Annotated in this window: 32 protein-coding genes; 5 read left to right on the forward strand and 27 right to left on the reverse strand. The window is 41.1% G+C overall.

Annotated elements, in window-relative coordinates:
- Positions 1-10: 10 nt before the first annotated feature.
- The 7 genes from MHB78_RS20465 to MHB78_RS20495 form a co-directional block, all read right to left on the reverse strand.
- Positions 11-1,765, reverse strand: coding sequence for a terminase TerL endonuclease subunit (locus MHB78_RS20465; RefSeq protein WP_099047075.1), 1,755 nt, complete (start codon positions 1,763-1,765; stop codon positions 11-13).
- Positions 1,762-2,166 (reverse strand): P27 family phage terminase small subunit, encoded by a 405-nt coding sequence (locus MHB78_RS20470; RefSeq protein ID WP_043054550.1) that lies wholly within the window; start codon positions 2,164-2,166, stop codon positions 1,762-1,764. Before MHB78_RS20470 ends, MHB78_RS20465 begins: the two co-directional genes overlap by 4 nt.
- Positions 2,167-2,243: 77 nt before the next feature.
- Positions 2,244-2,615: an HNH endonuclease signature motif containing protein gene (locus tag MHB78_RS20475; RefSeq protein ID WP_340033090.1), complete on the reverse strand. Its 372-nt coding sequence runs from the start codon at positions 2,613-2,615 to the stop codon at positions 2,244-2,246.
- Positions 2,612-2,821 carry a hypothetical protein gene (locus MHB78_RS20480; RefSeq protein WP_046129160.1) on the reverse strand — a complete coding sequence of 70 codons (210 nt, stop codon included), beginning with the start codon at positions 2,819-2,821 and terminating at the stop codon, positions 2,612-2,614. Before MHB78_RS20480 ends, MHB78_RS20475 begins: the two co-directional genes overlap by 4 nt.
- Positions 2,822-3,126: 305 nt before the next feature.
- The gene (locus tag MHB78_RS20485; RefSeq protein ID WP_046129159.1) at positions 3,127-3,756 is read right to left on the reverse strand and encodes a hypothetical protein; all 630 of its coding nucleotides are present in this window, start codon (positions 3,754-3,756) and stop codon (positions 3,127-3,129) included.
- A complete protein-coding gene (locus tag MHB78_RS20490; RefSeq protein WP_046129158.1) occupies positions 3,744-3,989 on the reverse strand; it encodes a hypothetical protein in 246 nt (81 codons plus the stop codon). The genes MHB78_RS20485 and MHB78_RS20490 overlap by 13 nt, the downstream gene beginning before the upstream one ends.
- 2 nt (positions 3,990-3,991) lie before the next feature.
- Complete coding sequence (locus tag MHB78_RS20495; protein ID WP_046129157.1) at positions 3,992-4,216, reverse strand: hypothetical protein; 225 nt, start codon at positions 4,214-4,216, stop codon at positions 3,992-3,994.
- Between the two features lie 361 nt (positions 4,217-4,577).
- Here MHB78_RS20495 and MHB78_RS20500 point away from each other — a divergent pair, with 361 nt between their 5' ends.
- Both MHB78_RS20500 and MHB78_RS20505 read left to right on the forward strand, forming a co-directional pair.
- Entirely contained in the window at positions 4,578-4,760 is a 183-nt protein-coding gene (locus MHB78_RS20500; protein ID WP_043054107.1) for a type II toxin-antitoxin system HicA family toxin, read from the forward strand.
- 48 nt (positions 4,761-4,808) lie between these two features.
- On the forward strand, positions 4,809-5,225 hold the full coding sequence (locus MHB78_RS20505) for a type II toxin-antitoxin system HicB family antitoxin (RefSeq protein ID WP_046129156.1): 417 nt from the start codon (positions 4,809-4,811) through the stop codon (positions 5,223-5,225).
- 129 nt (positions 5,226-5,354) lie between these two features.
- Here MHB78_RS20505 and MHB78_RS20510 read toward each other — a convergent pair whose 3' ends face one another.
- The 15 genes from MHB78_RS20510 to MHB78_RS20580 form a co-directional block, all read right to left on the reverse strand.
- A complete protein-coding gene (locus tag MHB78_RS20510; protein ID WP_164918132.1) occupies positions 5,355-5,510 on the reverse strand; it encodes a hypothetical protein in 156 nt (51 codons plus the stop codon).
- Positions 5,511-5,729: 219 nt separating this feature from the next.
- Positions 5,730-6,272, reverse strand: coding sequence for a site-specific integrase (locus tag MHB78_RS20515; RefSeq protein ID WP_046129154.1), 543 nt, complete (start codon positions 6,270-6,272; stop codon positions 5,730-5,732).
- Positions 6,272-6,712 carry an ArpU family phage packaging/lysis transcriptional regulator gene (locus MHB78_RS20520; protein WP_046129153.1) on the reverse strand — a complete coding sequence of 147 codons (441 nt, stop codon included), beginning with the start codon at positions 6,710-6,712 and terminating at the stop codon, positions 6,272-6,274. Before MHB78_RS20520 ends, MHB78_RS20515 begins: the two co-directional genes overlap by 1 nt.
- Before the next feature lie 15 nt (positions 6,713-6,727).
- The gene (locus MHB78_RS20525; protein ID WP_099047076.1) at positions 6,728-6,856 is read right to left on the reverse strand and encodes a hypothetical protein; all 129 of its coding nucleotides are present in this window, start codon (positions 6,854-6,856) and stop codon (positions 6,728-6,730) included.
- Between the two features lie 114 nt (positions 6,857-6,970).
- On the reverse strand, positions 6,971-7,105 hold the full coding sequence (locus MHB78_RS20530; protein ID WP_269081994.1) for a hypothetical protein: 135 nt from the start codon (positions 7,103-7,105) through the stop codon (positions 6,971-6,973).
- Positions 7,106-7,138: 33 nt separating this feature from the next.
- Positions 7,139-7,948: a DNA adenine methylase gene (locus MHB78_RS20535; protein WP_046129152.1), complete on the reverse strand. Its 810-nt coding sequence runs from the start codon at positions 7,946-7,948 to the stop codon at positions 7,139-7,141.
- Positions 7,949-8,021: 73 nt separating this feature from the next.
- Positions 8,022-8,273 carry a hypothetical protein gene (locus MHB78_RS20540; RefSeq protein WP_046129151.1) on the reverse strand — a complete coding sequence of 84 codons (252 nt, stop codon included), beginning with the start codon at positions 8,271-8,273 and terminating at the stop codon, positions 8,022-8,024.
- Entirely contained in the window at positions 8,270-8,503 is a 234-nt protein-coding gene (locus MHB78_RS20545) for a hypothetical protein (protein WP_046129150.1), read from the reverse strand. Before MHB78_RS20545 ends, MHB78_RS20540 begins: the two co-directional genes overlap by 4 nt.
- Before the next feature lie 34 nt (positions 8,504-8,537).
- Positions 8,538-8,744: an XtrA/YqaO family protein gene (locus MHB78_RS20550; RefSeq protein ID WP_046129149.1), complete on the reverse strand. Its 207-nt coding sequence runs from the start codon at positions 8,742-8,744 to the stop codon at positions 8,538-8,540.
- Between the two features lie 72 nt (positions 8,745-8,816).
- Positions 8,817-8,966, reverse strand: coding sequence for a BH0509 family protein (locus tag MHB78_RS20555; protein ID WP_128748284.1), 150 nt, complete (start codon positions 8,964-8,966; stop codon positions 8,817-8,819).
- A 104-nt stretch (positions 8,967-9,070) separates the two neighbouring features.
- Positions 9,071-9,619 (reverse strand): hypothetical protein, encoded by a 549-nt coding sequence (locus tag MHB78_RS20560; RefSeq protein ID WP_046129148.1) that lies wholly within the window; start codon positions 9,617-9,619, stop codon positions 9,071-9,073.
- Positions 9,620-9,770: 151 nt separating this feature from the next.
- Positions 9,771-9,929: a hypothetical protein gene (locus MHB78_RS20565; protein ID WP_017475015.1), complete on the reverse strand. Its 159-nt coding sequence runs from the start codon at positions 9,927-9,929 to the stop codon at positions 9,771-9,773.
- Between the two features lie 13 nt (positions 9,930-9,942).
- Positions 9,943-10,776, reverse strand: coding sequence for an ATP-binding protein (locus tag MHB78_RS20570; RefSeq protein ID WP_046129263.1), 834 nt, complete (start codon positions 10,774-10,776; stop codon positions 9,943-9,945).
- Entirely contained in the window at positions 10,760-11,617 is an 858-nt protein-coding gene (locus tag MHB78_RS20575) for a conserved phage C-terminal domain-containing protein (protein WP_046129147.1), read from the reverse strand. The genes MHB78_RS20570 and MHB78_RS20575 overlap by 17 nt, the downstream gene beginning before the upstream one ends.
- Positions 11,610-11,840, reverse strand: coding sequence for a hypothetical protein (locus MHB78_RS20580; RefSeq protein ID WP_046129146.1), 231 nt, complete (start codon positions 11,838-11,840; stop codon positions 11,610-11,612). The genes MHB78_RS20575 and MHB78_RS20580 overlap by 8 nt, the downstream gene beginning before the upstream one ends.
- A 52-nt stretch (positions 11,841-11,892) precedes the next feature.
- Between MHB78_RS20580 and MHB78_RS20585 the strand changes: the two genes are divergently transcribed.
- On the forward strand, positions 11,893-12,291 hold the full coding sequence (locus MHB78_RS20585) for a hypothetical protein (protein ID WP_052948490.1): 399 nt from the start codon (positions 11,893-11,895) through the stop codon (positions 12,289-12,291).
- On the opposite strand, the gene MHB78_RS20590 is transcribed toward MHB78_RS20585, so the two are convergent.
- The 5 genes from MHB78_RS20590 to MHB78_RS20610 form a co-directional block, all read right to left on the reverse strand.
- The gene (locus MHB78_RS20590; RefSeq protein ID WP_046129145.1) at positions 12,278-12,553 is read right to left on the reverse strand and encodes a hypothetical protein; all 276 of its coding nucleotides are present in this window, start codon (positions 12,551-12,553) and stop codon (positions 12,278-12,280) included. The two genes, MHB78_RS20585 and MHB78_RS20590, sit on opposite strands and share 14 nt — an antisense overlap.
- Before the next feature lies 1 nt (position 12,554).
- Positions 12,555-12,800, reverse strand: coding sequence for a hypothetical protein (locus MHB78_RS20595; protein WP_046129144.1), 246 nt, complete (start codon positions 12,798-12,800; stop codon positions 12,555-12,557).
- Positions 12,801-12,870: 70 nt separating this feature from the next.
- Positions 12,871-13,641 carry a phage antirepressor gene (locus MHB78_RS20600; protein WP_046129143.1) on the reverse strand — a complete coding sequence of 257 codons (771 nt, stop codon included), beginning with the start codon at positions 13,639-13,641 and terminating at the stop codon, positions 12,871-12,873.
- Positions 13,638-13,844, reverse strand: a complete 207-nt coding sequence (locus MHB78_RS20605) for a helix-turn-helix transcriptional regulator (RefSeq protein WP_046129142.1) — start codon at positions 13,842-13,844, stop codon at positions 13,638-13,640. Before MHB78_RS20605 ends, MHB78_RS20600 begins: the two co-directional genes overlap by 4 nt.
- Before the next feature lie 36 nt (positions 13,845-13,880).
- Positions 13,881-14,072, reverse strand: coding sequence for a helix-turn-helix transcriptional regulator (locus MHB78_RS20610; protein WP_046129141.1), 192 nt, complete (start codon positions 14,070-14,072; stop codon positions 13,881-13,883).
- Positions 14,073-14,231: 159 nt separating this feature from the next.
- Here MHB78_RS20610 and MHB78_RS20615 point away from each other — a divergent pair, with 159 nt between their 5' ends.
- Complete coding sequence (locus MHB78_RS20615; protein ID WP_052948489.1) at positions 14,232-14,648, forward strand: helix-turn-helix transcriptional regulator; 417 nt, start codon at positions 14,232-14,234, stop codon at positions 14,646-14,648.
- Positions 14,649-14,670: 22 nt separating this feature from the next.
- A complete protein-coding gene (locus MHB78_RS20620) occupies positions 14,671-15,114 on the forward strand; it encodes an ImmA/IrrE family metallo-endopeptidase (RefSeq protein ID WP_046129139.1) in 444 nt (147 codons plus the stop codon).
- Positions 15,115-15,142: the final 28 nt, after the last annotated feature.

The raw sequence follows: 15,142 nt of genomic DNA on the forward strand, positions 1-15,142 counted from the left end.
TCACCACCCCCTATCTGTACAATTCATTAAGCATTGCGTCATATTCGTCTTCATCGTAATCAACCAGCATCATCATGGTTTCTTTATGGGCATTCAAAAAAGCAACAAAGCCGTCAATTTTAGCTTTGCTTTGCTTTTTGGAAGGCCGCTTCAAGCCTTGAAAGTTTTTATCTGCTACGACGTTTTCTGTGCAGTAGATAAAAAGAGGATTATCCGTCTTGATTCGTTCTTCAAACATTAAAATTTCTGCATCATCAAAAGGTGCATTAAGGACGGTAGAATATTGTTTTGTCTCCACGCAAGTCAATCCCTCAGCCTCAAGCGCTTCAACCACTTTTTGAGAAAGAGCAGGGTCATAATTGACTTGTTCAACATCATAAATCCGAGAACATTCCACAATGAATTCGACAACCATATCATAGTCAATCGTTTTACCAGGGCATAACGTTAAAAAACCCCGCTCGGCCAAGTTCCGATACGGGATGTTCTCCATTTTTTCGCGTGCTTCCAGGTTATGATCCGGGATAAAATACATCTGTTTGACTTTCAACATAGATTTTCCGTTTTCATCATGGGTCGGGATATTAATAGACACGCATGTGAGGTCTGTCGTTCTGGATAAATCAAGGCCAATGACTGCCTGTTCGCCGGATAAATCGCCCAGGTCTTTGATCAGGTTCCCTTCCTTGTCCTCGATCATTTTCTGGACAATATCTTTATCAAAATACGTGCCGGTGCTGCGGACGAAAATATTCAGATACTTGGCCAAAAACTCATCCTTTCGCTCCGCGCTCATCTGAGCCGTTTTAAACTCACTTTCTAAAAAGTCGGGTTGGACACTGATTCCCCAGTTTGGGTTCACCTTTTTCCAGACTTTCCGATCATCCCATTTATCTCCCTTGTCGGGTTCAGTAATGTACGTGAAATAGGAAATGTCCTCTTCTTCCTCATTTTTGTTATTCAATAGGCCCCGCGCATAATCATAGATTTGCAGGCCGACGGAAGTCGTGCCTTTTCCTGCTGTCGAAATGATGAACATTAACGGCTGCAACCGCGAACCCATACCGGATTTTAAAACGTCGTACATGTCGGCATTATTTTGCGCGTGTACTTCATCTAGCAATACGAAATGAGGGTTTTTACCATCAAGGCCCTGTGTATTTTTAGACAGAGGCAGGATGCTATTTTCAAACCGTGTACCGTTTATTGTGTACCGGTAAATGATAGCGTTAATGTGCCCCTTCGGACCTTTATAAATTTGGGTCCGAGTGTTAAGGTCTGGGCTGTTTTGAATGGTCGCCGCAATTTGTTTTGCGGCAATGTTCGCTTGTTCTGCATCGGTCGCCGCTGTAAAACATTCGGCGCCCTTTTCTCCATCTGCGTACATTGCATATGTGGCAGCACCGGCCGCCAAAACAGTCTTGCCGTTTTTCCGTGGAATCTGAATATAAACAGTCCGAACAGCCCGGACAGTCCTTCCCTTGTCATCCTTTTTATAAAAGCCGTATATGTTTGTGAAAATGAATTTTTGCCACAATTCCAATTCAATGGGTTCGCCGGCAAGCTCTCCTTTTGAATGTTTGCAGAAGGTTTCTATAAAATCCATGACTTTATTTGCTTCATCGACATCAAGCCAAACGTCTTTTCGCTTTTTCATCCTCTTGTAGCGCTCAACAACTTTTATAACCGATTTACAATGCTCCTTTTTATTCTTCAATACCTGATCAGCGTATAGATCAGCATAGTTCACACCCCGTTCTATCACCCGTCAGCACTCCACTTCGATTTAAAGGTTTGGAAACTGTCGGTATTAGAATTAGGCTGGCCGCCAACTTGTTTTTGAAGCTTCGGCGTAAGACCGAGCTGTTCCAGCAGCTTGCTTTTTTTGGTGTTCCAATCGGCTACCTGTTGAGCAAGAGGGTGCTTCATTTCATTTACTGCACCAGCTTTATTTTGATGCAGCCGCGTGGCCGGAAAACCTTCGTCCCGCCATTCTTCATACATTTGGGTATAGATCACATGAGCATCCAGATAGGTATTGATCAGAGGCGTAAGGGTTTCAGAATATGTCCCCGCCTCTTTCAGCCAGGCTAAAATTTTCCCTTCTTCATCAGCTCGTATTTTTTTCAATTTTCGAGTCCGGGCCGACCGCTGCTGTGGTGTCATTTCCTTCAAATTCCCTCACACCCCCCTTTAAAATTTCATTTTTGTATACACGTGACTCCCCCTGCCCTGTCCCCAAATCAAAAAAATTTTGTAAAAACGGATGGGGGGGATTGTTTTTCCTTGTTTTCTATTTTTGCGTGGCATTTTGGACAAAGAAGAATCAAATTGGTTTCATCAAGCTTCAATTCTGGCTGCTTGGAAATCGGAATGACATGGTGAATGTGCGCGTTCTGTCCAAAAACAAAACGACCACACTCTTTGCAAGTGGCGCCTTCACGTTGGTAAATGTACTCTCTCATGGCCTTCCAAGCATCAGATCGATAGAAAGACTTGTTTGCAGACTGAAATTTGTTTTGCTTTCGGCCTTTCTTCCTTGGCCTGTGCTGATCACAATAATAGCTGCCTTCCTCTAAGAGAGTCTGGCAGCCGTCATGAATGCAATATCTCATTTGGTATCAGTCTTTTCATCCTTCTTTGTCCCTTTCGATTTGGTTGCCTTTGGTTTTGGCTCTGCCTTATCCTCTGCTGCTTCTTCGGCTACCGTCCCTTGCTCAAGCTTTGCGGCTTCCTCATGTGTTACAAAATGAGACTTCATTTCTCCTTTGTCCCACACCAATGCGCCATGTGCTAACCTTTGAATGACTCGTTTGCTCATCACTGTTCCTCCTTAGTTACCATTTTTTTATTTTGACGGTTATTCCGTGCAAACAAAAAGCAAACCAGAATATAAACCACATTGTCATAAACGGATGTTCGTAAACTGCGTCCATGCTATTCCTCCTTCTTACGGTCAGTATTCATCGCCTTGCCCCCGCCATGAATCTCGATAGGGTTAGCGCCGGCCCCAGTCGTACTAGTCTGGGCTTACAGAACGGACGGCCAGCAAGTTGTATAAGTCCAAGCTCATAGTCGCGTTCTCTTCGTTGCTCTCGTAGGTATCTATAACGCTGCTTACGTTCCCTATTCATACGCCCTCTCGCCAATCGCCAGTTCCTTCGTCTCAACCGCCAACCTCTCATCGGGATTGTTAGCATGCTTGATACGAATATAGGTAGAACCAACCTTATCGGCTCCCCCTGTGCGCCACTCAAAATCAATCGCAATACGCTTGGTGATCCTTTCGCCTTTATAGAAAACGTGCGGGATCGAATCAATATCATCAAGCTCAATCTGCAGCAAAGGAGTTGTTTTTTTCGATGGTGCAGAATAACCAAGAGAAACGCCTTGGTCAACTCCTATATTTTCGTAAACGTTCTCTAATATAAATCCGGTTAACAGAATTCCGCGTTTGTGAAGCCTTTTAACAGCATCCTTTGGTATGCCTTCATCACAAACGACATTATAAAGCCCATCGAGTTCTGATCCGTCTACATATCCGATAATATTCAGATCAGGATATCTTCGCTGGTAACTTCTTGCTACCTCTCTTTTTGCCAGGACAGGATAATTATTTTTTCTGGCAAACTCCAATAGGGCAGTTGTTTTACCAACACGTCTTTGCCTCGCTCTTACATAAATTAGTTCATTCTTTTCAGCAGCCTTTTCTAACAACTCTAAAATACTCGTATGCGCTAAATTCAATTCAAACATGCTTCTACCTCCTTTAGGAGCTCCAATCTTTCCTTCCGATTGGTTGTTTCCACCCAATTATTAAACTCCTGAATTCCTATGTTCACCCGTTTTAAATGGAGTTCCTTTTGTTTCTCATTCAATTCAATTTTTCTCCGGCTGACTTCAATATCATAATTGATTTGTTTTAAAAGTAGCTCTTGTTCAGTACGCCAGGCTTTAAATTGTTTGACGTACAATTCATCCTCTGACAAGGTCAGTCCCCCTTTTGTTCGGTGAACAACTCACGTATTTTCTTTTCAGCTTTTGAAAAGCTCATTTCCTGTTCACCCGGAAAATAAAATCTCCCTTTAAATGAAGGTCCTAACTCAAAGTAAACGTCAGCATCAATCAAATATCCATAGACTTGATACGCCTTTAAATTCCCAACGACAAACAAATTCTCTCCTTTTGTCTCAATGCTCTCCACAATAACTTTCATCCGTAGCCCTCCCTCAAATAAAAAACGCCCTCCCGTTTGGGAAAGCGTCTGGTATATTCTTTCTAAACCGGGCCCATACTCAGAGGCTCTCATTGGCCGCCAATCGTTTATTCTGAGATTCACTGGAACCCGGTTTACAGAGAACATAAAACCAAGGGGTTTAAGACTGAACCCCCTGAAACGCTTGCTTTCATCCGGCTATCCGTGTGCACCCGAACGCCTTCCGTGGTCAGTAGCTACCCAAATAAAAAAGCACCCCATAGGATGCCCATTGAAATAAATAAAAAATAACAAAAGATACTTGATACGTATTTTTATACGTGTTATAATAAATATGTCGAAAGGAGATGGTAACCATCAAATGAATTCAAGAGAGCTAATCAAGAAAATTGAGCAAGATGGTTGGTACCAAGTAAGGGTAAAAGGTAGTCATCATCAGTTTAAACACCCAACAAAACCCGGAACGGTTACCATCCCACATCCTAAGAAAGACTTCCCAAAGAAAACAGTAAAATCAATCCTTAAACAGGCGGGGCTTGAATAGCCCTGCTTGTAAAGGAACTATCATAAAAATATAAAGGGGTTATAGATTATGAAAAAAGATCGTTACATTTATCCAGCCCTTTTCGATTACGACGATGACGGAATCACAGTTACATTTCCTGATCTGCCTGGCTGCATCACTTTCGGTAATACAGATGAGGAAGCTCTCACTATGGCTAAAGAAGCTATGGCACTCCATCTATATGGCCTTGAACAAGATGGTGATGAAATTCCTCAGCCGACATCTTCAAAAGATATCGAAACAGAAGATAGCCAAAGCATCGTATTAATCGAAACATGGATGCCGCCTTTCCGTCATGAAATGGAGAATGCAGCAGTTAAGAAAACATTAACTATCCCGCGCTGGATGGACGACATTGCAAAAGAGCATAAAATTAATTATTCGCATCTTCTTCAAGATGCTATTAAAGAACATCTTGGTATTTACAAAAATCCTAGATCATAAGACAAAAGAGCAGCCAGCCGGTTGCTCTTTTTTAAATTTCACTTTCTTTGTTTTTGACCTAATACCATATTAAACGATCTAAAACAAAAGAGAGTGCCAACGTTGCGCCAAAATTGTGCCAAAATCATTTCATCCGTAATAATCATTTGAATTGTAATTAAAGTACTCAAAAGTATCTTCAATAACTTTCTCGCAGCCACTACATACCAACCAATGCCCCTCATCATTTTGATCCGGGGAAACACCAGAATTTTCTTCACAAGTGCAATAATCTTCCTCGATCAAACTTATCCCTCCTTTCATCTTTGAGATTATAATATCACGTTATCCACATTATCCACGAATTAGCCATATCTTATATTGTGTCCAATTCACCTAACCGCTGTACCCTTTGCCCTGCATAGTTTCAAGCCATTTTGTCAAAATGAGTTGGACACTTTCTCATTATGGTTAGTTCGTTAAAATATCCAGAAAAAAACTCATCCGTTTTGAAGACAGATGAGCTTACAAGCTGAATGAGTCCATTGTTTGGTCCATTGTGTCTTGAGTAATCCCGATATATCGAAGCGTGACGTCAGGGCTGGAATGGTTGAATATCTCTTGCAGCAGGGCCACGTCTTTGAATTTTTTATAGTGCCAATAACCGAACGTTTTCCTCATGGTGTGGGTGCCGATGCCATCAAGCCCGACGTATTCCGCCGCCTCTTTCAATATGTTGTATGCCGTGCTTCTGCTGATCGGTTTATTTAGTCCTTCGCGGCTCTTAAATAAAAATTCCTGGTCATCTCTACCTTTAATATAGTCGGCCAGGGCCTTTTTTAGGGCCTTATTTATTTTGATCCGTTTCTGCTTGCCGGTTTTCTTCTCGCGTAAATCGATGTACATTCGTTTCGCGTCACGGACTCTTAAACGAAGTAAATCGGATATACGCAAGCCCGAGTTTATGCCGGTGACGAAAAGCAGATAGTTTCTTTCACTCCGTTCTCTCAGGAATTTCTTAATATAATAAATCTGGTCCTTGTCCCTGATAGGCTGCACAAAATTCATTATGAAGCACTTCCCTTCACGTACACTTCCTCTTTCAATGCAAAAGCCAGGTTATAAAAAGCGCGCGATTTTATCCGGAAGTATGTGCGTGAGCTCATCCCTATTTCGTTGTAAACTTCATAATCAAAACGGTGATCTTGGGACATATACTTCATGATGATGATCTGCCGTTCATTGGCTGGTAAACGATTCACGGCCTTTTGAATTTTTGAAAGAAAGGCATGTCGTTCCTGTTCCATTTCGACTCTTTTGATGGCCGTATCTTCGGTAGATGAATGAAACGCGTTTGTATTTGACGGTGGAACGATGTTGAACCCTGCCGTTACTTTCGGCAGCAGATCATCCGGCACTTGTAAGAGAACCACCCTGTAATTATCGAGAATGGTTTCAATTTTCTTTTTCGTCGCTTCTCTATCGATTTCGGGTAATTGAAATAGCATGGTTTATTCCTCCTTTTATTTGCGCTTATAAGCGCCGCCTTTGCCTCGTTTAAGAATCTGCTTATTTTGCCCCATAATCTCTCGCCAAAAGCGCTCAGAGCGCTCCTGCGCTTTTTCAGGGCGTTTTCTTTTGTTGGGTTTCATGTCTATTTCTCCTTTCACTAAACTGCCGTCGGGTCAAATAAAAAACGGACACCAAACAAACAGCGTAAAAGCTGAAAGTTCAGTGTCCGCAGGCATTCCATCTAGGACATTATTCTATTTCCGTCCGCCGACGGTTTTCATCAAATTGTCTTGCAGCCAGAACATGAGGTATAATCTGCCGTTCACTCCATACTTTTGATCAAAAATATCGATGGCTTGCCGCAGAAATGGCTTGTAATCCTGTATCATAACATTTCCCCTTCCCGGCGCCCGCCGCGCCTCCTAATCAAATAGACTAAGCTGAGTGATTTTATAATTGAACAACAGCATTTCTTCGGCCCGGTTCCCTTTTCCGGATCCACCGACAACCTGCTTATATGCTGAAAAAGTTTCCCTTTCCCAAGTCGGATAGAGCTCGAGTATCAAAGGATCGTCATAATAGGAGAGAACCACTTTTCCTTTTACTTGATTCAGCAGCCGCGCCAGATCCCGGTGATCCTGCTCTGTAAACCCGCCGGCATAAAACTGTTCTCGGCCGACATACGGAGGATCAACATAAAAGAGAGTATCCGGGCTATCGTATTTTTCAATAATCGTCCGGAAATCCTTACACTCAATCATGACACCTTTCATACGGTTGGCGAATAATTGAAAAGCTGTACAGGCGCTTATGTAGCCGCCCGCCGGATTCTGACCGCTTTTCGTACTGTGACGCCAACCGGTTTGTGGAACATTCTCCGCGTTTCCCTTGCTGATCCCGGACCGGTTCATATAAAACCACCGGACAGCCCGGTCAAAGTCGTCTGTTGGGTAATCCTCAGTCTTCCATTTCTCGTAAAGCGCCCGGCTGTACGGGATGGACTCACAAGCCTTTTGCATTGCCTTTGGATCCTTTCTGACTTGCATTAGGAAATTGACCACATTTCCGTCAATATCGTTGTACACTTCATGGGATATTTGCGGCTTATTTGCTATGACATGGGCCGCACCGCCGAAAGGCTCGACATAAACCTTATGGGCGGACATTTTGTTTATGATGTGTTCGGCATATTTGGCCTTGCCACCGAACCAGATTAAAGGTGATCTGGCCATAAAAGCACCTCCTTACCCTTTTCTTGTTATTTACTCATGTTTGAGATGGTCCATTCTTTCCCCGGGTGTCCGGTTATCCCCCTATCAGCATCGGCAGAATCACGATTGCCGCGAACACCCCAGCAACCCCCAGCAACGGCAGCAGAAACGATTGTTTTGGAGCATAGACGACGTTCCCCTTAATCGCCAGCCCGTCAGTGCGTTCAATGATCGACTTAACGTAATCCGGGTGAAGTGCGTACTTATTAGCCAGTTCGTCAATTGTAATCATGTTATCCGGCTGTGCCTTGATTGTATGGAGTAAAGACGATTGTAAAAGTGTCATTCCGCATCACCGCCCATCGGCTCCCAATGGATAATTACATCGTTTGAATGAATCCGTAAGAAATCCCCTGAATCAAAGCGGACCTCAAAACCGCCCTCGTTATGTGAATAAGTATTCCGATTATCTACAATATTTGTGACAGTCGCCATCTTTGTGAAACCTGGCGGCTTATATATTTGACCAAGCATAAAAGTTTCAGAATTAAAAGTTATTGACTTTGCTTTAAACATGTCGTTCACTCCCCCGCAGGGGAAACCCCTGCTATTAATTGAATTTGTGTGATGATTCAAGATGAATCCGGGAAAAGTCACCTTTAAATGTTTCTATGATCGTTCTGCCGTGTTCCGGGGCCTCTGCTTCATATACCTTTCCGTAAAGGCCATCTAAAACGATGACGGTAACCTTTCCATCTCGAAGTTTGCTTGTAATTGATACATCTTGATTGATTTTGATTTCTTTAGGACTGTTCACCAGCCGCACCCCCGTGATAAAATAAAAGTGTCAGGTTTTTATTTTCCGGGGCTTTTAATAGCTCTGGTTTTTTTATGCAAACACATCATCCGTTTGCCGGAGCATTGCCAGGTTATAAAGCTTTTCAATTTCCTCATCGCTCTTCTGCTTAAGCGACTCCTTGCCGTACCTTTCAATCAAATTGATCCATTCGATTTTTTCCAAACGCTCCTGTTCCGTCATGAAGATTTCACCTCTTTAAAAGATTTTTCATAGCAGCATTTTTTAAATGCTTGGGACAAGATTCAAACCTGATAATGACTAAAAGCTGCTGTAAAGATGCTTTATCAAACGATAAGCCTGAACTGCCTTTTTTCGTTTTCTGACGCTTCCGCACCTAAAAGTCCCCCATTTCGCGGCCGAATCATTTCCTTGTTCCCCTGATCGATCACAAGGAATAAAACTTCTTCAATCTCTCTCTTAAAGACTTTTGCCATTTTGATAATAGACTGGCCGTTATTCCACAAAGCTCTGAATTTAAGAATGTCACTGTTATACCAAATGAAATTATTGTCTAAGAACGGGATATACACAGGGCTGTCATCGAAAAGCTGCCGCAACCCATTCTTTTTGGCTTTCATTCTCGATGGGAAAATACATATTCTCTCATTCGGCCCTATTCCGTTTCTCCGGTGCGGCAGAATGGTTCTTTTTGCAAGGTCCACAATCAGAATTAAAAGCTCGTCCGGGTTTCTTTTCAGAAGATCGGCAGCGTCATACAATGACTTGCCGTCGTACCAGTAATCTATCACTTTACAAAGCTGGACATATGACCATTCATAATTCAAGTTATCAAGTGCAATTTCTAAACGATCAGCGTGGGCAGCCATTTTCATGCCCAACACTCCCGCACGGTCCCGGTGTGACGATGAACGATGATCAATCTTTGCTCATGCTGTAGATTCTTTGATATAAGCCAGTTCTCAGGGTTTAAACCGTTCTTTTTGATGATTTGCTTTTGCGCGCGCGTTGGTCTCTTACCATGTTTCATGCGTTATCCCTCCGTACATTTGACCAATAGGCCAGCAAGTTTTCGAGCTTCGTTTCTAGTTCCTTTAATCCTTGTTTGAGTTCCTCGGGTGTTTTATTGGTTTCCACATGCCCCCAGACACCCGGCATGATCGGTTTTAAGTTGGTGTCCTTCACTTGTTTTCACCTCCTAAAAGGTTAGAGCCGGAGCCGTCCGCCCCTTTTTCTCCGTTTGTTTTTCTAAAAATTTGATAGCCTCAAGGTGTGCTGTCAATCGGCTAACAGTCTTTTTGTCATATAGTTTTGTTAACGCTACGCCTGAAAGGTTCGTCGTGATGATTGTCACTTTTCCTTGACGTCCAGTAGAAACCCCATACCATACACGATGAATAAAATCATTTGCGGCTCTGTTTTCGTTGTCTGTGTCCCCTACTTCGGCGCCCAGGTCATCGATTACGAGATAATCAACCCTTGTAAGTAGCTCGATTGCAAAAGCTTCTGTCAGCTTTTCGGAATCATCTTTAAATGATTTTTTAATTCGCCTCATGAGGGCATCACTGTTAACAAAGAGGGCTGACTTCGCGTACTCTTCGGAATCATTTTTGTTCAGTTCTTTAAGGGCGGCCATTGCAAGATGACTTTTTCCGGCGTTAGATTCTCCTGTCAAAAAGATGTTCATCACAGCGCCTGCCTTGATTCGGCTGACAAGTTCCATCATCCTCCGTTTATTCTGCTCGTCCTCTTGGTTGTAGCTGCGGAACGTTTCGAACGTTGCTTTTTTAAGGGTAGGATCGGCAATAAGGGAATAAGTCGATAGAATCTGTCGTTCTACCTGACGGCGCCATATCTCGGCTTCATGCTCGATTTCCTTATTACGTTGTTCTCTTTCGCACATAGGACATTTTATTGAACCGTCTCGGAGTTTCATGAGTTGGACCGGGTAAGGCTTTTCTTCACCGCCGATGATCCTTGTATGCTTGTTGCAATAGACAGGCTTTCCGTTCTCATCAGTATGGAATGTCATCCTCCGTGATAACTCTGCCTTGACTCTTTCCGCCCGGTCTTTGGTGAATGTTTCTGTCATGAGGTCTACCTCCTTTTGGCTTTTGATTAAGATAATTTTCAAATTTAGTGCCGAACAGCGTTTCAGGCCTTAGATACTTGTCCAGATCAGTACCGCGCCATTCTTCGCATTTGACTAGAATGACATGTTTGAAATCATCAAATCTAAAACCTTCGTTCCATCTCGCCTTTATTAAGGTCTTGGTTTTTGGTGTAGTATGACGGTACTTTGTTCCAGCGACTTTGTTTAAAAGGTCAATGATCAGTTTGTAAGGAATTTCATCTTTTTCAGGAGATGCGTCGTCGGGCTTGCCCGACAATATATTATTTTCTTTTTCTTTTTCTTTTTCTTTTTCTTTTTGGTCACTTGTCGTCGACGTATCGTTAACGTATCGTAAGAATAGTTGTTTTATAGATTCATTTGGAATGTGAGGATAAATCAATTGAATCAATGATCTGTCCTTGACTTGCCGCAGCTCCTTTTGAATGCAATCGAGCATCGGTTTACCCGCTTTTGTCAGGTTGTATTTACCCCATTTGATAATTGCAATTTCTCGTGTCGTAGGATTAAATTCCACCAGTTTATGATGTTTTAAAAATCTTTCCATAAGGCTGTTAATTGATTCAATGGAATACCCTAAATCAAAAGCCATTTGTTTTTTTGTAATTGAATAAATGCCTATTTGAGATGTATTAGGGTTTGTAAGTAGGTAAAGATAAAAGTACCTATCTTCCGGTGTCATCTCTTCAAGAACTTTTGGGTCTTGCCAAAACTCAGTATGAACGTGACGATACTTAGCCATGTTGTTTACCTCCAATTACACGCCCTTCCGACTTGGTCAAAGGCCAAACTGATTTTTTCCCGTTTACGATCACAGAGCCGAGAGCATTGTTTTTGCACTCATTTTGGATGATTGAGCCGCCCTGCTGCATTAACCTGTACAAAGCCTGATTATGCGTATGGATAGATTCACTGATTACGACATGAATTTGGTTATGTAGCCATACATGGCCAACTAAAAACATGCTTGCTCCTCCTTTTTTGGTATAATGTCCCTGTAGGATAGGGGGTGATACTATGAATAAAACTTTTCCAGACACGATAAAAGCAATGCGTACTCATTTAATTAATGGAATGTACGCTGCTGAAAAGAGTTATAAAACTCTCAAAAATTCAGGGCTAATTAGTAAATTAAAGATCTCTGATGATCGCCGAATCACAATCGCTTTAGCTCACCTTAACCAAGCGAATATTTTTATTACAGCAGCTCAAACCGTTTATCAATTGGAAACTCCGGGAGAAAACCAAGAAATAGAACGCTTTTTCCACCAATTCCAAGTATTTAATGATGAGTTGTTAGACAGTATTTCAACGGACCATTCTGACCAATGGACAGGCATTGAATTCAGAGAGCTAGTCAAGAATTATAATGAGCTTCCTGAAATATTTGAGCTCAAACCATTTATTGTTGATTAATTTTATTTATCTGATTTCGTAAATGGTTGATTGCGATATTCAATTCACCTAATTTTTGCTCAATCTTTATCATTTTTCTGGATTGCCAAAGGATTTCTTTAGCCAAATAGCTTTCTGGATCAATACCAATAGTTATTTCAGTTTTCTTGGCTTTTTCAATATTTGCCAAGATAGCTATCCGTACAGATTCAGGTAACTCTTTTAAATGTTTTTCAATTTCAACCTCTGTTGCCGCAGGGGTTGACTTATTTTGTTTGTTCATTTCACAAATTCCTTTCTAATGGGATTCTGTTTATCTCTTGTTTAACAAGTCTCTTAGCATACTCGGCAATTACTTGTTCAGTCTTTGGCTTATATCTAAATTGATCTAAACAATGCAGTAAATCTCCATATGTCTGACAAAATGATTTGAGTTGTCTAATAAGGTCTTTTGCTGTATTCTCCAAACCCTCTTCATACTCAATTGATTTGATTTTTACTTTTTGCATTTCCAATCTAAAAGGCTTCATTTTCTTTCTCCTCCCAGGGTATCCAGTTTTACCGGCTTCCTTCCCCCACCTTTGGGGGAATCTGCGGCACTTATGCCGAATGCGATGATACAAATTTATTCACAAAATAAACCTGGCCTTTACCAGTTACTTTTGTTGTCCGCGTGACCCTGATTGATCCATCCGGATTATTCACGGTCCTTTTCTTGATCTCAAACAGACCCATGTCCATGCTACGTTGAGTCGGAAGGTTATAAGATTCACCATTCTTACGGATCAAATATCCATTCTCCCGGAGCCATTGAAACAATTTATTTTGCCCGATCTTCACACCGTTTTGTTGGAGGATTTTTGCCAATTCGCCAACAAGTACAGATGATTCAGACGTTTCAACCGCATCGGCAAAAAGAGCTTTAGGCTTCATCGTTTCAATTTGTTTGTTTTGCTTTTCTAAAGTTTGTAGGGTAGTTTTAAAAAGCAACTTTGTCTGTTCGTCGGCATGCGACAAATATGTTTGTAAGAAAAGATCGTCATTTGCGACGTAGCCGCCTGTTTTTCTGATTGTTGGGATGACCTCGTGAGTTATCCAGCGTTTGAATTGTTTTGCCACCGGTTTGCGGCTGCCAAGGATCAAAGTATAAAGACCAGGTTCATTAACTGCTGTCAGTTCTTGTGTCCCGCCCAGGGTGTCGGTTAAAACTACCCCCTTTTCGTCTTCATCAAGTCGGGCAAGTGCATCACGATTGTTTTTAATTTCCAAAACAGAACAGACATCTTTTGCAACAAACCAAGGTTCGCCTTCCTTCACGGCTGTTCTGATTTGGTGATTTTGATAATTAAAAACTTTTTGTAATTCGTTCACTCTACTGACCTCCTATTGTCCCCAAAAAGATTATCAAGCGAGGTATTAAAATAGTGCGCCAGTTTTTTGGCTTCTGATAGAGTGAATTCTCTTTTCCCCGCCTCTTTTAAGTGATAGCTTTGAGTATGAATATTAAGCACTTTTGCAATGTCTTTTTGAGATTTCCTTTTTTCTTTTCGAGTAATAAATAAAGTTGAATACATATTCACACCTTCCTTTTTAAGCGTAACGCTTAATTTTTATTTAAAAAAATCTTTCGGAGCAACTCCCAAAATTTCTGCCATTTTTTCAAGATCATCTGCCTTAAGCTGTCTTTTCCCCTTTGATATTGCAGAATACCAAGCCGGAGTTTTATTAAATGATCTCGATATATGGGTTTTTGTAATACCTTTATCCTTGCGTATTTTCTCTATCTCCTTATATAAAGGCACCTGCATCATCCTTTCAATAAGCGTTACGCTTAACTGATTCTAATTATAAATTAAGCGATTCGCTTAAGTCAATATTTTTGTGTATTTTTTTATGCTTTTCGCATAAAATATTTAACGTAACGCTTAAAAATGTTAAATTATTTATGCGAGGTGCTAACAATGAAAAAATTAGGAATTAAATTAAAAGAAGCGCGAGAGAAAAAAGGTCTTAAGCAGATTGAAGCTGCAAAAAAACTTGGTATTTCCAATGGAACTCTGTCAGGTTATGAAAGGGATTACCGAGATCCAGATACAGAAACATTAAAAAAAATGGCGGAATTATATGATGTCAGTATCGATGAATTACTTGGAAATCAAGTTAAAGACGACCTTTCCCCAAAAGAAGAAAAGGATATAGCTAAACGTATGGAACAAATAAGAAATGATTTAATGCACAGTGATGGGCTTAGTTTTTCAGGGGAACCGATGAGTCCAGAAGCGATTGAATCATTAATGGAGGCTATGGAGTACATTGAAAGGCAAACGAAAATAATAAATAGAAAATTCACTCCTAAAAAGTATAGAGAGAAAGAATAAATTTAGGGGCGGGGGCAATTAAATGATTAAAGAACATGTGGAAATGATTATAGAAAAATACAAAACAAATAATCCTTTCGAATTAGCTTCAATTTTGAACATTAATGTTTTATTTTGGGACCTTCATGAAGAGATTAGAGGATTTTATAAATATTCAAGAAAAAACAAATTTATTGTAATTAATTCAAACTTACCTAAACCACAACAAATCTTCACATGCGCTCATGAGTTCGGTCACTCCCAAGAACATCCTAGAGCAAACACACCTTTTATGCGTGAAAACACCCTTTTTTCCGTTGATAAAATGGAAATTGAAGCGAACATATACGCTGTCGAACTCTTGTTGCCTGATAAGAAGCTAAAGGAATATAGATATACGAGAATGACGCTCCAGGACGTTGCGAAGTTGAATAATGTCCCTCCGGAGGTTTGTCATTTGAAAGATTTATCATCTTTAAACCTTTAATTTTTTACTTCGAATACGAACGTATATT

It is taken from the genome of Bacillus sp. FSL K6-0138, assembly GCF_037982765.1.
Taxonomy (GTDB): Bacteria; Bacillota; Bacilli; order Bacillales; family Bacillaceae; genus Bacillus; species Bacillus glycinifermentans.

Excerpts from the sequence above, each read along its gene's own strand:
- MHB78_RS20555 (WP_128748284.1), bottom strand. The coding sequence starts at position 8,966 with ATGACGGAACAGGAGCGTTTGGAAAAAATCGAATGGATCAATTTGATT.
- MHB78_RS20585 (WP_052948490.1), top strand. The coding sequence starts at position 11,893 with ATGAATAAAACTTTTCCAGACACGATAAAAGCAATGCGTACTCATTTA.
- MHB78_RS20615 (WP_052948489.1), top strand. The coding sequence starts at position 14,232 with ATGAAAAAATTAGGAATTAAATTAAAAGAAGCGCGAGAGAAAAAAGGT.
- MHB78_RS20475 (WP_340033090.1), bottom strand. The coding sequence starts at position 2,615 with ATGAGATATTGCATTCATGACGGCTGCCAGACTCTCTTAGAGGAAGGC.
- MHB78_RS20535 (WP_046129152.1), bottom strand. The coding sequence starts at position 7,948 with ATGGCCAGATCACCTTTAATCTGGTTCGGTGGCAAGGCCAAATATGCC.
- MHB78_RS20575 (WP_046129147.1), bottom strand. The coding sequence starts at position 11,617 with ATGGCTAAGTATCGTCACGTTCATACTGAGTTTTGGCAAGACCCAAAA.
- MHB78_RS20580 (WP_046129146.1), bottom strand. The coding sequence starts at position 11,840 with ATGTTTTTAGTTGGCCATGTATGGCTACATAACCAAATTCATGTCGTA.
- MHB78_RS20590 (WP_046129145.1), bottom strand. The coding sequence starts at position 12,553 with ATGAACAAACAAAATAAGTCAACCCCTGCGGCAACAGAGGTTGAAATT.
- MHB78_RS20620 (WP_046129139.1), top strand. The coding sequence starts at position 14,671 with ATGATTAAAGAACATGTGGAAATGATTATAGAAAAATACAAAACAAAT.
- MHB78_RS20505 (WP_046129156.1), top strand. The coding sequence starts at position 4,809 with ATGAAAAAAGATCGTTACATTTATCCAGCCCTTTTCGATTACGACGAT.
- MHB78_RS20470 (WP_043054550.1), bottom strand. The coding sequence starts at position 2,166 with ATGACACCACAGCAGCGGTCGGCCCGGACTCGAAAATTGAAAAAAATA.
- MHB78_RS20500 (WP_043054107.1), top strand. The coding sequence starts at position 4,578 with ATGAATTCAAGAGAGCTAATCAAGAAAATTGAGCAAGATGGTTGGTAC.
- MHB78_RS20545 (WP_046129150.1), bottom strand. The coding sequence starts at position 8,503 with ATGTTTAAAGCAAAGTCAATAACTTTTAATTCTGAAACTTTTATGCTT.
- MHB78_RS20605 (WP_046129142.1), bottom strand. The coding sequence starts at position 13,844 with ATGTATTCAACTTTATTTATTACTCGAAAAGAAAAAAGGAAATCTCAA.
- MHB78_RS20480 (WP_046129160.1), bottom strand. The coding sequence starts at position 2,821 with ATGAGCAAACGAGTCATTCAAAGGTTAGCACATGGCGCATTGGTGTGG.
- MHB78_RS20495 (WP_046129157.1), bottom strand. The coding sequence starts at position 4,216 with ATGAAAGTTATTGTGGAGAGCATTGAGACAAAAGGAGAGAATTTGTTT.
- MHB78_RS20530 (WP_269081994.1), bottom strand. The coding sequence starts at position 7,105 with ATGATACAGGATTACAAGCCATTTCTGCGGCAAGCCATCGATATTTTT.
- MHB78_RS20515 (WP_046129154.1), bottom strand. The coding sequence starts at position 6,272 with ATGAATTTTGTGCAGCCTATCAGGGACAAGGACCAGATTTATTATATT.
- MHB78_RS20570 (WP_046129263.1), bottom strand. The coding sequence starts at position 10,776 with ATGACATTCCATACTGATGAGAACGGAAAGCCTGTCTATTGCAACAAG.
- MHB78_RS20485 (WP_046129159.1), bottom strand. The coding sequence starts at position 3,756 with ATGTTTGAATTGAATTTAGCGCATACGAGTATTTTAGAGTTGTTAGAA.
- MHB78_RS20560 (WP_046129148.1), bottom strand. The coding sequence starts at position 9,619 with ATGAAAATGGCTGCCCACGCTGATCGTTTAGAAATTGCACTTGATAAC.
- MHB78_RS20540 (WP_046129151.1), bottom strand. The coding sequence starts at position 8,273 with ATGACACTTTTACAATCGTCTTTACTCCATACAATCAAGGCACAGCCG.
- MHB78_RS20595 (WP_046129144.1), bottom strand. The coding sequence starts at position 12,800 with ATGAAGCCTTTTAGATTGGAAATGCAAAAAGTAAAAATCAAATCAATT.
- MHB78_RS20525 (WP_099047076.1), bottom strand. The coding sequence starts at position 6,856 with ATGAAACCCAACAAAAGAAAACGCCCTGAAAAAGCGCAGGAGCGCTCT.
- MHB78_RS20520 (WP_046129153.1), bottom strand. The coding sequence starts at position 6,712 with ATGCTATTTCAATTACCCGAAATCGATAGAGAAGCGACGAAAAAGAAA.